The organism is Ornithinimicrobium kibberense (genome assembly GCF_006519705.1).
Taxonomy (GTDB): domain Bacteria; phylum Actinomycetota; class Actinomycetes; order Actinomycetales; family Dermatophilaceae; genus Ornithinicoccus; species Ornithinicoccus kibberensis.
The window spans coordinates 189,036-201,364 of the sequence record NZ_VFXM01000006.1; the positions used below are offsets into that span (position 1 = coordinate 189,036).

Below are 12,329 nucleotides of genomic sequence, written 5' to 3' on the forward strand. Positions count from 1 at the left end.
GACGGCATACCCCGCGTCCCCCTGCCGCGGGAGGTGACGGGCCTCCTACAGTCGACCCTGTGAGCACCACGACCTTCGACGCCATGTGGGCCGAGCTCGAGCCGGTGGGGTGGGCGCCGTCGGGCGGCTACCGGCGCTTCGCCTGGTCCGCCGAGGACCTGACCCTGCGCGAGTGGTTCGCCGCCGAGTGCGCCCGCCGCGGCCTGGACCTCACCGTCGACCGCGTCGGCAACCAGTGGGCCTGGTGGTGGGACGGCCCCGGCACCGTCGACGACGCGGTGGCGGCCGGACGCCCCGGGGTCGCGATCGGCTCCCACCTGGACTCGGTGCCCGACGGCGGGGCCTTCGACGGGCCCCTCGGGGTGGTCTCGGCGCTCGCGACCGTCGACGCCCTGCGCGCGGCCGGCGTCACGCCCGACGTGCCCCTGGCGGTCGTCAACTTCGTCGACGAGGAGGGCGCCCGCTTCGGCATCGCCTGCGCGGGCTCCCGCGTCCTGACCGGCCAGCTGTCCCCCGAGCGGGCCCTGGCGCTCACCGACGCCGACGGCACCACCTACGCCGAGGCCCTGCGCGCCGCGGGCCGCGACCCGGACGAGCTCGGGCCGGACGAGCAGACCCTGCGGCGGGTCGGCACGTTCGTCGAGCTGCACGTCGAGCAGGGGCGCGCGCTCGTCGACCTCGGCACGCCGGTCGCCGTCGCCAGCGACATCTGGCCGCACGGGCGCTGGCGCTTCGACTTCCCCGGCGAGGCCAACCACGCCGGCACCACCCGCCTCGAGGACCGTCGCGACGCCATGCTCGGGTATGCCGACCTCGTCCTGGGGGCGCGCCACGTCGCCACCCAGCGCGGCTGCGTGGCCACGGTCGGCAAGGTGGCCGTCACCCCCGGCGGGGTCAACGCCATCCCCGCGCACGTCACCGGCTGGCTGGACGCGCGCGGCCCGCAGGAGGACCAGGTCCGCGCCCTCGTCGAGGAGCTGACCGGCCGCGCGGGCGAGCTGGGGGCCGAGGTGACGCGGGAGAGCTGGACGCCCACGACCCGGTTCGACACCGACCTCGCCGACCGGCTCCGGGGGGTGCTCCGCGGAGCAGTCGGCACCGAAACGCCGGTGTCGGTCCCCGTCCTGGGCACCGGGGCCGGCCACGACGCCGGCATCCTCGCGACGGCCGGGGTCCCCAGCGCCATGCTCTTCGTCCGCAACCCCACGGGCGTCTCGCACAGCCCGGCCGAGCACGCCGAGCGTGAGGACTGCCACGCCGGGGTCGAGGCGCTCACCGCCTGCGTCCGGGACCTGACCCGTGGCGGCCCGGACGGGGAGCCTGCCCCCGGGGTCGTGCGGCGCGCGGACGGCGACGTATGAGCACGACCTACGCGGCGGCATACGCCTCCCTGCCCGACGGGACCGCCCGCGACGTGCGCGTGACGGTCGAGGACGGCCGGTTCACCGCCGTCACCACCGGCACGCCCCCCGAGCCCGGCGACCACCGGCTGCCCGGCGTCGTGCTGCCCGGGCTGGCGAACGCGCACAGCCACGCCTTCCACCGGGCGCTGCGGGGGCGCACCCACGACCGCGGCGGCACCTTCTGGACGTGGCGACAGCGGATGTATGCCGTGGCCGACCGCCTCGACCCGGACGGCTACCTGGCCCTGGCCCGGGCGGTCTACGCCGAGATGGCGCTCGCCGGGGTCACGGCCGTCGGCGAGTTCCACTACCTGCACCACGGGCCGGGCGGGCGCCGCTCGATGGAGCCCAACGCCATGGGTCACGCCCTCGTCGAGGCCGCCGCCGACGCCGGGATCCGGGTGACCCTGCTGGACGCGTGCTACCTGGCCGGGGGGCTCTCGGTCGAGGGGTACGCACCGCTGGAGAGCACCCAGCTGCGGTTCGGCGACGGCGACGCCGAGACGTGGGCGCTGCGGGTGGCCGACCTGCGGGACGCCACCGACGGCGGGCCCGCCCACCTGCGGGTCGGCGGTGCGATCCACTCCGTCCGGGCCGTGCCCAGGGACCAGCTGTCGCTCGTCGCGGAGGCGGTGCGGACGAACTTCGGCGGCCGGCCGTTCGCCCACCGGGGAGGTGGCGGGGACGCGGAGGCCCACGCGGGGCCGGGCAGGGGACGACCTCTGCACATCCACCTGTCCGAGCAGCCGGCCGAGAACCAGGCCTGTCTCGACGCGCACGGCCTGACGCCGACCGGGCTGCTGGCCGCGGAGGGCGTGCTCGGCCCCGACCTGACCGCCGTGCATGCCACCCACCTGACCGGCGAGGACATCGGCCTGCTCGGGGAGCACCGCGCCTGGGCCTGCTTCTGCCCCACGACCGAGCGCGACCTCGCCGACGGCATCGGGCCGGCCTCGGCGCTGCGCCGCTCCGGGGCCAGGCTGTCGCTGGGCTCCGACCAGCACGCCGTCGTCGACCTGCTCGAGGAGGCGCGGGCCCTGGAGATGCACGAGCGGCTGGACAGCCTCGAGCGGGGCCGGCTCACGCCGGGTCAGCTGCTCGCGGCGGCGACCGCACACGAGAGCATCGGCTGGGCCGACGCCGGCCGGATCGAGGTGGGCGCCCGCGCCGACCTCGTCGCGGTCCGCGACGACACCGTGCGCACCGCCGGCTCCGACCCCGCCCAGATCCTGTTGTCCGCGACCGCCGCCGACGTGGACACGGTCGTCGTCGATGGCCGGATCGTCGTCCAGGACGGACGGCACCGGCTCGGCGACGTCGGGCACCTGCTTACCGAGGCCATCGACCCCTTGTGGAAGGACGTCTGATCGTGTCCATGCTCATCACCGGCATCGGCGAGCTCGTCACCAACGACGGGACCGTCGACGGCGCCGTCGACGACCCGCTGCACGCCGGGCTCGGCGTCATCCGCGACGCCGCCGTCGTCCTCAGCGGCGGCGGCGAGGACAGCGCGCCCACGGTCGAGTGGGTCGGGCCGGCCGATCAGGCGCCGGCGGCCGACTGGTCGATCAGCCTCGAGGGCCGCGCCGTCGTGCCCGGCTTCGTCGACAGCCACAGCCACCTCGTCTTCGACGGCGACCGGTCCGCCGAGTTCGCCGCCCGCATGTCCGGGACGCCCTACGACGGGGGCGGCATCACGGTCACCGTCGAGGCCACCCGGGCCGCCGACCGCCCCCGCCTGCGCGAGCTCCTGCAGCAGCGGGTCTCGGAGATGCGCTCGCAGGGCACGACGACCGTCGAGGTCAAGAGCGGCTACGGGCTGACGGTCGAGGACGAGGTCAAGGCCCTCCGGCTGGCCCGGGAGGTCACCCCCGAGGTGACCTTCCTGGGCGCCCACGTCGTCCCGCCCGAGGCGAGGGGGTCGGCCGCCGATCGCGCGGCATACCTGGACCTGGTCGTCGGGGAGATGCTTACCGCCTGCGCGCCCCACGCCCGGTGGATCGACGTCTTCTGCGAGCCCGCCAGCCCGCACGCCTTCGACGGGGAGGAGTCGCGCCGGGTGCTGGAGGCCGGGCGCGACGCGGGGCTGGAGCTGCGCGTGCACGGCAACCAGCTCGGCCACGGCCCCGGGGTGCAGCTGGCCGTCGAGCTGGGTGCCGCGAGCGTGGACCACTGCACCTACCTGACCGACGAGGACGTCGAGGCCCTCGCCGGCAGCGGCACCGTCGCGACCCTGCTGCCGGGCGTGGAGTTCTCGACCCGGCAGCCCTACCCCGACGCCCGCCGCCTCCTCGACGCCGGGGTCCAGGTCGCCATCGCCACCGACTGCAACCCGGGCACCTGCTACTCCTCCTCGATGCCGTTGATGATCGCCCTGGCCGTCCGGGAGATGGGGATGACGCCCGCCGAGGCGCTGCGCGCCGCCACCGTCACGGCCGCGAAGGCGTTGCGGCGCACCGACATCGGTCGGATCGCCGTGGGGCAGCGGGCCGACCTGGCGCTCGTCGACGCACCCAGCTGGCTGCACATCCCCTACCGCGTCGGGGTGCCGGTGGTGCGGGCGCTGGAGGTGTAGCGGCATGCTGGTGGCATGGCCAGGGCGAGGATCAGCACCGACGTCGACGAGGACCTGCTGACGCGCGCCAGAGCGTTGTCACCAGGATCGACCGATGCCGCGATCGTGGATGTAGCGTTCACGTCGCTCCTCCGGGCCCACTCGGAGGTGGACAGGAGTATCGACGCCCTCTACGAGACGGCCTACGCCAGGGTGCCGGTGCCGACGATTGACGAGTGGGGTCACCTGGAGACGTTCCTCGACGGTGCGTGAGGGCGCCGGGCCTCCACGCTGACGATCCCTTATCGCCAGCCCAGCGCCGGTGCGACCTCCTCGACGACCGTCCGCAGCACGTGGGCGCAGTAGTCCACGCCCAGCTGGTTGGGCAGGGTGAGCAGCAGCGTGTCCGCCTCGGCGATCGCGGTGTCCTGCTCCAGCTGGCGCACCAGCTCGTCGGGCTCGGCGGCGTAGGTCCGCCCGAACGTCGCCCGGCCGCCCTCGAGCATCCCGACCTGGTCGGTGCTGCGCCGCTCCAGCCCGAAGTAGACGTGGTCCTGCGCCGACACCAGCGGGAAGATGCTGCGGGACACCGAGACCCGCGGGTCCCGGTCGTGCCCGGCCGCCTGCCAGGCGTCGCGGAACCGCCGAATCTGGTCGGCCTGCAGCTCGTGGAAGGGCACGCCGCCGTCCTCGGTCAGCAGGGTCGAGCTCATCAGGTGCATCCCCTGCGCCGCGGCCCACTCGGCGGTCGCCCGGGTCCCGGCGCCCCACCAGATCCGCTCCCGCAGCCCCTCCGAGTGCGGCTCGATGCGCAGCAGCCCGGGCGGGTTGGGGAACATCGGGCGCGGGCTGGGCTCGGCGAAGCCGTCCCCTGAGAGTACCTCCAGGAACCGGGCGGTATGCCGTCGCGCCATGTCCGCGTCGGTCTCCCCCTCGCGCGGGTGGTGGTCGAACTGGCGGTATCCCTCGACGACCTGCTCGGGCGACCCCCGGCTGATGCCCAGCTGCAGCCGGCCGCCGGCGATGAGGTCGGCGGCGCCGGCGTCCTCGGCCATGTAGAGGGGGTTCTCGTAGCGCATGTCGATCACGCCCGTGCCGATCTCGATCCGCTCCGTCCGGGCCCCGACCGCGGCCAGCAGGGGGAACGGTGAGGCGAGCTGGCGGGCGAAGTGGTGCACCCGGAAGTACGCCCCGTCTGCCCCCACCTCCTCGGCCGCGACCGCCAGGTCGATCGACTGCAGCAGCACGTCGGAGGCCGACTGCGTCGCCGACTGCGGGTGCGGGGTCCAGTGGCCGAAGGAGAGAAAGCCGATGTGCTTCATACCGGTGGTCAACGTCGGGGGTGGACTGGCATTCCGGCAGCCCTTCCTGTGACGGCCGCCCTCACACGAACCGCTGGGTCAGCACGCCCCGGCCGGGCGACCACTCCGCGGTCGCGAGCGCCCCGTTGACCATGGGCATCCGCGGCGCCACGTGCCCGCACTCGACGCCGCCGACCAGGGGCAGCCCGAGCGGTCCGAGGGCGTCGAGGACGGCCTCCCGCTGGGTGTAGCCGTCGGCGTCCGGGGCCGAGGTCCGCCCCACGAGCACCCCGACCGCCCGGTCGAAGAACCCCGCCAGCCGCAGGCCGTGCAGGTGCCGACCGATCGTCAGCGCGTCCTCCCCGGCCGCCTCGAGGTAGACCAGCACGCCCTCGGGGGCGTGGCGGTCCGCCCAGGACCCGACGTCGAGGTAGCGCGTGCCCGTGAGGTTGGTCAGCGTCTCGACGCAGCCGCCGAGGAGCCGACCGGTCAGCCGCACCGGCTCGTCGGAGTCCAGCCGCTCCCAGGTCCCCTGCGCGTCCAGGGGCAGCTCGACCGCACCGGGGTGCTCGGCGAAGTCCACGAGGACGGCGTCCTGGAACCGGCCCGGCGACCGCTGCTCGACCTCTGCCCCTGGGGCGGACGCGCACAGGCGCTGCCAGGTGACCAGCCCGTCGGGCTGCCGGAACGGCGTGTCCATGAGGTTGGCCCCGTGCACGCTGGCCCATCCCGTCAGCAGCGTCAGCGGCGTGATGACGGTGGAGATGTCGGAGTAGCCGACGACCCATGTCGGCTCGGCCCCCGCGACCCACTCCCAGTCCACGAGGTGCAGCAGGTCGACCGCCAGCTCGCCGCCCCACGGCGGCACGACGGCCTGCACCTCCGGGTCGCACAGCATCTCCTCGAGCTCGGCGGCCCGGTCCGCCGCCGGGGCGGAGACCACCCCGGTGCCGTCCAGGCACCTGCCCAGGCGCACGGCATACCCCTGGTCCCGCAGGGAGCCGAGCGCCACCTCCAGGCGCGGTCGAAGCGCGGGGCCCACGCCGCTGCTCGGCGCGGTCACGCCGACGACGTCCCCGGGGCGCAGCGGGGCGGGATATCGGGTCACGACGTCCTCCTTGAGAGGATGGGGGCATGAGCTACGACATCCTCCTCTACCCCCGGCAGCCCGGCCAGACCTGGGAGCAGGTGGTCGAGGCCGACCAGCAGGACGGGCCCGAGGGCACCCAGGCCGACCTGGACGCGGGCGTGGCGACCTTCCGCCGGATCGAGGCCCGGCTGCGCGAGCAGCTCACCGAGCCGGTCGAGACGTGGGTGGCCGAGGAGGTCGGCGGCGACGTCTACGGGGAGCTCACCGGGCTCGAGAGCGGCCTGCAGGTCGAGCTCTACGACCGGTCGGCCTCGGTCGCCTTCCCCTACGGCGGCGGCACCGACCGTGGCGAGCTGCACGACCGGGCCCGCCACGCGGTCCGCGTCGTCGGCGAGGAGACCGGCTACGAGGCCTACGACCCGCAGCGCGGGCGCACCTTCGACGGCCTCTTCGACGACGAGGCGGGGCACGCCGAGGCCCGCCGGATCGCGGCGGAGGGGGGCACCGGTGGGAGCGACCCCGACGACACGGGGTATGACGCCGCTCCCGCGGGTGCGACCGTCGCCGCCGGTGCGGGGCCGGGCACGGACGCGGCCGCGGTGTCCGACGTCGACGGCACCACGGACGGCGAGGACGCCCCGGCCCGTCCCGACCCCCGGCAGAACCCGCGGACGCTGCGGCGGCGGGGCTACCTCTACCTGGGCATCGGCGCCATCCTCACCGTGCTCGGTGTCTTCCGGATGACCTCCGGCGATGGCGGCCTGCTGACCTGGTTCATCCTCGGGATCGGCGTCATCGACCTGCTCGGCGGCCTGATGATGCTTTCGCTGGCCAAGCAGATGGAGCAGGGGGCCGACCTGCGGCTGCCGGGCATGCGGCCCTCGAACGACGAGGGCGGCCCCACCGGTTGAACGACCTGTGGGATGGTCGGGGCATGGCACAACGACGTGTGACCCTGACCTTCCTGGGGGCGGCCGGGACGGTGACCGGCTCCAAGTACCTCCTGACGATCGGCCGCGGCGCCGCGGGCGACCCCGGGCGGAGGGTGCTCGTCGACGCCGGTGTCTTCCAGGGGGAGAAACAGTGGCGGCTGCGCAACTGGGAGGAGTTCCCGGTCGACCCCGCCACCGTCAGCGACGTCGTGCTCACCCACGCGCACAACGACCACGTCGGCTACCTGCCCGCCCTCGTGCGGCAGGGCTTCAGCGGCACGGTCTGGGCGACCGAGGGCACCCGGCGCCTGGCGGAGATCGTCCTGCGGGACGCGGGCAAGCTGCAGGAGGAGGCCGCCGAGGACGCCCGGCGCGGCGGCTGGTCCAAGCACGAGGACCCCAAGCCGCTCTACGACGTGCACGACGTCGAGGAGACGCTGCCGCTGTTCCGGCCGGTCGAGTTCGACGAGGACGTCGACCTCGGCGAGGGACTCGTCGCGCGATGGGTGCGGGCCGGTCACATCCTGGGGTCGGCGAGCGTGCGCCTGGAGGTCGAGAGCACGAGCGTGGTCTTCTCCGGCGACCTCGGCCGGCACGACCACCCCCTCCTCAAGGCACGCGGCACCCCGCCCGCTGCCGACTACGTCGTGTGCGAGTCCACGTACGGCGACCGGGAGCACCCGGAGCCCGACGTCGAGCACGAGCCGATGGCCGAGGCCATCGGGCGCACCCTGGCCCGGGGCGGGCTCGTCGTCATCCCGGCCTTCGCCGTCGACCGCACGCAGCTGGTGCTCAAGGTGCTCGTCGACCTCATGCGGTCCGGTCGGATCCCCGAGGTGCCGGTGGTCGTCGACTCGCCGATGGCGCTGAAGGCCCTCGACGTCTACCGCGACGCGTCCCTCGGCGAGCTGCGCGACGACGTCGACGTCGACGACTTCACCGGCATGCCCGAGCTGATCGAGGCCGCCACCTCCCAGGAGTCGAGGGCGCTGAACAAGCGCTTCGACCCGATGATCATCGTCGCCTCCAGCGGGATGGTCGAGGGCGGGCGGGTGCTGCACCACCTGGCCCGGCTGCTGCCCGACGAGCGCAACACGGTGATCCTCACCGGCTACCAGGCGGCCGGCACCCGCGGCCGCAGCATCGAGGAGGGTGCCCGCTCGCTGAAGATCAACGGCCACTACATCCGCATCCGGGCCGAGGTGGTGCGGGACGAGGAGTTCTCGGTGCACGGGGACGCCTCGGACCTGCTCGACTGGCTGCGCGCCCTGGGGGAGGAGCCCGAGACGGTCTTCGTCACGCATGGCGAGAAGGACGTCGCCCACCACTTCGCCGGCAGGATCGCCGAGGAGCTGGACTGGAACGCCGTCGTCCCCCGTTACGGCGAGGTGGTCAGCCTGATCCCTGGCGCCGCCGACCCCGACGACCTGCCCCCGGACGTCCTCGACGGCTGAGGCCCGGCTGGCCGGCAGGGGCGCCCGCGCCGGACAGAGCCGGTCAGGTTGGGGCGCCCCTGGTCAGGCCGGGGCCGACGCCCCTCCGGCGTCGCTCCGGCGCGCGCGGTCGTCGCCCAGGACGCGCCCGCCCAGCAGCACGAGCACCCCGGCCACGACCACGGTGCCGAGCGCCAGCCGCAGGCTGGTCAGGTCGGCCAGCACCCCGACCACCACCGGCGAGGCCAGGAAGCCGACGCGCAGCAGCCAGCCGACCACCGTCAGCCCCACCCCTGCCGGCAGGCCGGGGATCTCGTCCGCGGCGTGCATCGCCGCGGGCACCAGGGTGGCGATGCCCAGGCCGGCCAGGGCGAAGCCCAGCACCGCGGTGCCGACGGAGGGCAGCAGCAGCGCCAGCGCCATCCCGACCGCCGTCAGTGCCCCGCCGACCCGCGCCACCCGACGCTGGCCGAAACGGTCGACCACCCGGTCGCCGACGAGCCGGCCGACGGTGGCGGCCCCCTGCATGGCGACGAAGGCCATCCCGCCGACCGCGGCCGACGTCCCGACCTCGGTGCGCATGAACAGCGCGCCCCAGGACGAGGCGGCGTCCTGGACGAACGCCTCGCAGGCGGCCAGCAGACCCAGCACGGCCAGCAGCCCCCACGTCCGGGACGGGACGCGACGGAGTCCACGCCCGGCGGAGGAGGAGGCCCGGCTGCCGGCCGGGTCGTCCACCGGTGGGGTCGGCCCCTCGGCGGGCGACACCACCAGGTCCGTCCGTTCGGCGTCCTCCGCCCCGGGCAGCAGGAAGCGCCGGGCCACCACCGCGACCACGGCGAAGACCACGGCCGAGACCGCCAGGTGCGTGGACAGCGGCACCTCCAACCCCACCGCGGCCGACCCCAGCAGTCCTCCGGTGACGGCCCCGATGCTCCACAGGGCGTGCATGCCGTTGATGACCGACCGGCCGTAGGCGCGCTGGACGCGGAACCCGTGCGCGTTCTGCCCCGTGTCCACGACCGCGTCGACCGCGCCGACCAGGAGCATGACCACGACCAGGCCGGCCAGCGACCCGGCCCACGGGACCCCTGCCACCGCGGCACCCAGGCCCACCAGCCCCAGGGCCGCGACGTTGCCCGAGCCGAACCGTTGGATGAGCACCGGCGCGAACAGCCCCGCGACCAGGGAGCCGAACGGCATCGCCGCGACCGCCCCGCCCAGCTCGGCGTTGCTGAGGTCCAGGCGGTCCTTGACGTCGGGCAGTCGCGGCACGAGGTTGGCGAAGAGCACCGCGTTGAGGAAGAAGAGTGCCGACACCGCCCACCGGGCGGCACGCACGTGCGGTGCCGCCTGCGGGCCGCGGGACGGCAGCAGGGGCATGGGCGCTCCATGGACGCAGAGGACGGGACCGGGCCGGCAGCGGCCTGCCGACGCCGCCCAGCCTAGTCGGGGCCCACCTCATACCCCGGTCGCACCCGGGAGCGGTCGGATCGGGCCCGCGGTATGACGTGCCCGCCCCCGGTCCGGACCTACGCTGCTGGGGTGAGGGAGACGACGGAGGCGGCGCGGGAGTCGTGGCAGGCGCTGTGGGGCGGGGAGCGCCTGCGCGACCGGGCCTGGTGGCCCGAGCTGCTCGTCGTCGGCGGCCTCCTGCTGTGGGTGCTCGTCTCCAGCGTGGGTGCCGGGGTGGGCATGCTCGGGCTGGGCGTCCTCATGGTCGTCCCGCTGCTGTGGCGGCGCAGCCACCCGTTGCCGGCGGCCGTGGTCGTGGCAGCGGTCTGCCTGCTGCAGGTGGTTTTCACCGACGGGCCGCACCCGGCCAACGTCGCCGTCCTCGTCGCGGTCTACGCGGCCTCGGCCTACGGCACGCGGCGGGAGTCGTTGCTCGTGCTGGGCCTGGGCCTGGTCGGTGCCCTGGTCGCGGCGCTGGACTGGTCGGTCGACCAGCCCGGCTTCGCCCGGTCGTTCGTGCTCGTCGGGTTCCAGGCGACCTTCATCGGGATGTTCGTCGCGGTGGCCTGGGTCCTGGGAGACGTGGTGCGGCGCCGGCAGGCGGTGACCGCCCGGCTTGACCGGCAGCGGGAGGCCCTCGCTCGCGACCGCGAGCAGCGGGCCCGCCTGGCGGCCCAGTCCGAGCGGGCCTCGATCGCCCGGGAGATGCACGACGTCGTCGCCCACTCGCTGGCCGTCGTGGTCGTGCAGGCCGACGGGGCGCTCTACGCAGCCCGCCAGGCGCTCGCCGCGCCGCCGGCGATCGGGCCGGACCGGGCCGCGCTGGAGCGGGCCGCCCAGACCCTCGAGACGCTGGCCGGCACGGCGCGGGAGTCGCTCACCGACACCCGACGTCTCGTCGGCGTCCTGCGGGACGAGGGGACGGCGCTCGAGCTCGAGCCCACCCAGGGTCTGGCCTCGCTCGACGAGCTGGTGCAGCGGGTGCGCGACTCGGGCGTGCGGGCCCACCTGCTGGTGCGGGGAGAGGTCGGCGACCTGCCCCGGGAGGCCGACCTGGCGGCATACCGGGTGGTCCAGGAGGGACTGACCAACGTGATGAAGCACGCCGGGCCCGGGGCCGCGGTCGACGTGGACCTGCTGCGCACGCCGGCGGTGCTGCTCGTGCGGGTGACCGACGACGGCGGCGCCCGGCGGCCCGACGGCGACGGCACCGACACCCGGGGGCGGGTGCACCCGGAGGGTGAGGGCACGGACGGCAACGGGCTGCGGGGGATGGTCGAGCGTGTGGAGGTGCTGGGCGGCACGGTCCACGCGGGGCCCCGCCAGCGCGGCGGCTGGGAGGTGGTCGCGACGATCCCGGCCGGGGAGTCGACGGCCGACGGCGGGGGCCACGGCCACGGGCGTCCCGGAGACGGGTGGAGGAGCGCATGAGCGACCAGCACGTGGGGACAGGTGCCGCCGGCTCGGGGCCGGTCCGGTTGTTCCTCGTCGACGACCAGGAGCTGGTGCGCGCCGGCTTCCGGATGGTGCTGGACGCCCAGCCCGACATGACCGTCGTGGGGGAGGCGGCCGACGGCCGGGCGGGGGTCGAGGGGGTCGCCGCGACCCGGCCGGACGTGGTGCTCATGGACATTCGGATGCCGCGGATGGACGGGGTCGAGGCCACCCGCCGGATCCGGGAGCCGGTCGACGCCCCCAAGGTGCTGGTGCTGACGACCTTCGACCTGGACGAGTACGTCTTCGCGGCGCTGCGGGCCGGGGCCGCGGGCTTCCTGCTCAAGGACGCCGGGCCGGCCGAGCTGCTGGCGGCCATCCACGCGGTGCACGAGGGGGACGCCGCCATGGCACCGTCGACGACCCGCCGGATGCTCGAGCGGTTCGTCCCCCAGCTGCCCGACGGCGACCAGGAGCGGGCCCGGGCGGCCGAGCGTCGGACCGCCCAGGCCCGGCTGGCCCCGCTCACCGACCGGGAGCGGGAGGTGCTCCGGGCCGTCGGGCGGGGGCTGACCAACGGCGAGATCGCCGCCGAGCTGTTCCTGGCCGAGGCGACCGTCAAGACCCACATCGGCCGGATCCTGCACAAGCTGGACCTGCGCGACCGGGTGCAGATGGTCATCACCGCCTACGAGACGGGGCTGGCCGGCCGGGAGTGAGGACGCTC

The 12,329-nt window shown here is 75.1% G+C and carries 11 protein-coding genes; 8 read left to right on the top strand and 3 right to left on the bottom strand.

Features of this window, described 5'->3' with window-relative positions:
* Positions 1-59 precede the first annotated feature (59 nt).
* From FJR00_RS06910 to FJR00_RS06925, 4 genes are read left to right on the top strand one after another with little or no spacing between them, the layout of a single operon-like run.
* Positions 60-1,361, top strand: coding sequence for an allantoate amidohydrolase (locus tag FJR00_RS06910; protein ID WP_272949575.1), 1,302 nt, complete (start codon positions 60-62; stop codon positions 1,359-1,361).
* On the top strand, positions 1,358-2,770 hold the full coding sequence (locus tag FJR00_RS06915; RefSeq protein WP_141338047.1) for a formimidoylglutamate deiminase: 1,413 nt from the start codon (positions 1,358-1,360) through the stop codon (positions 2,768-2,770). The genes FJR00_RS06910 and FJR00_RS06915 overlap by 4 nt, the downstream gene beginning before the upstream one ends.
* A gap of 2 nt (positions 2,771-2,772) precedes the next feature.
* Positions 2,773-3,978 (top strand): imidazolonepropionase, encoded by a 1,206-nt coding sequence (gene hutI / locus FJR00_RS06920; protein ID WP_238330363.1) that lies wholly within the window; start codon positions 2,773-2,775, stop codon positions 3,976-3,978.
* 15 nt (positions 3,979-3,993) lie between these two features.
* Positions 3,994-4,230: an antitoxin MazE5 gene (locus FJR00_RS06925; RefSeq protein WP_141338048.1), complete on the top strand. Its 237-nt coding sequence runs from the start codon at positions 3,994-3,996 to the stop codon at positions 4,228-4,230.
* A gap of 29 nt (positions 4,231-4,259) precedes the next feature.
* On the opposite strand, the gene FJR00_RS06930 is transcribed toward FJR00_RS06925, so the two are convergent.
* Positions 4,260-5,279, bottom strand: coding sequence for an LLM class flavin-dependent oxidoreductase (locus FJR00_RS06930; protein ID WP_141338049.1), 1,020 nt, complete (start codon positions 5,277-5,279; stop codon positions 4,260-4,262).
* A 61-nt stretch (positions 5,280-5,340) separates the two neighbouring features.
* Entirely contained in the window at positions 5,341-6,366 is a 1,026-nt protein-coding gene (locus tag FJR00_RS06935; RefSeq protein ID WP_141338050.1) for a S66 family peptidase, read from the bottom strand.
* A gap of 26 nt (positions 6,367-6,392) precedes the next feature.
* Here FJR00_RS06935 and FJR00_RS06940 point away from each other — a divergent pair, with 26 nt between their 5' ends.
* On the top strand, positions 6,393-7,259 hold the full coding sequence (locus FJR00_RS06940) for a hypothetical protein (protein WP_141338051.1): 867 nt from the start codon (positions 6,393-6,395) through the stop codon (positions 7,257-7,259).
* Between the two features lie 23 nt (positions 7,260-7,282).
* On the top strand, positions 7,283-8,734 hold the full coding sequence (locus tag FJR00_RS06945) for an MBL fold metallo-hydrolase RNA specificity domain-containing protein (protein WP_141338052.1): 1,452 nt from the start codon (positions 7,283-7,285) through the stop codon (positions 8,732-8,734).
* A gap of 63 nt (positions 8,735-8,797) precedes the next feature.
* Here FJR00_RS06945 and FJR00_RS06950 read toward each other — a convergent pair whose 3' ends face one another.
* Positions 8,798-10,096, bottom strand: a complete 1,299-nt coding sequence (locus FJR00_RS06950) for an MFS transporter (RefSeq protein WP_141338053.1) — start codon at positions 10,094-10,096, stop codon at positions 8,798-8,800.
* Between the two features lie 162 nt (positions 10,097-10,258).
* On the opposite strand from FJR00_RS06950, the gene FJR00_RS06955 reads away from it, so the two are divergent.
* Complete coding sequence (locus tag FJR00_RS06955; protein WP_181409532.1) at positions 10,259-11,599, top strand: sensor histidine kinase; 1,341 nt, start codon at positions 10,259-10,261, stop codon at positions 11,597-11,599.
* Positions 11,596-12,321 carry a response regulator transcription factor gene (locus tag FJR00_RS06960; protein ID WP_141338055.1) on the top strand — a complete coding sequence of 242 codons (726 nt, stop codon included), beginning with the start codon at positions 11,596-11,598 and terminating at the stop codon, positions 12,319-12,321. The genes FJR00_RS06955 and FJR00_RS06960 overlap by 4 nt, the downstream gene beginning before the upstream one ends.
* Positions 12,322-12,329 lie beyond the last annotated feature (8 nt).

Excerpts from the sequence above, each read along its gene's own strand:
- FJR00_RS06945 (WP_141338052.1), top strand. The coding sequence starts at position 7,283 with ATGGCACAACGACGTGTGACCCTGACCTTCCTGGGGGCGGCCGGGACG.
- FJR00_RS06940 (WP_141338051.1), top strand. The coding sequence starts at position 6,393 with ATGAGCTACGACATCCTCCTCTACCCCCGGCAGCCCGGCCAGACCTGG.
- FJR00_RS06950 (WP_141338053.1), bottom strand. The coding sequence starts at position 10,096 with ATGCCCCTGCTGCCGTCCCGCGGCCCGCAGGCGGCACCGCACGTGCGT.
- FJR00_RS06925 (WP_141338048.1), top strand. The coding sequence starts at position 3,994 with ATGGCCAGGGCGAGGATCAGCACCGACGTCGACGAGGACCTGCTGACG.
- FJR00_RS06930 (WP_141338049.1), bottom strand. The coding sequence starts at position 5,279 with ATGAAGCACATCGGCTTTCTCTCCTTCGGCCACTGGACCCCGCACCCG.
- FJR00_RS06915 (WP_141338047.1), top strand. The coding sequence starts at position 1,358 with ATGAGCACGACCTACGCGGCGGCATACGCCTCCCTGCCCGACGGGACC.
- FJR00_RS06960 (WP_141338055.1), top strand. The coding sequence starts at position 11,596 with ATGAGCGACCAGCACGTGGGGACAGGTGCCGCCGGCTCGGGGCCGGTC.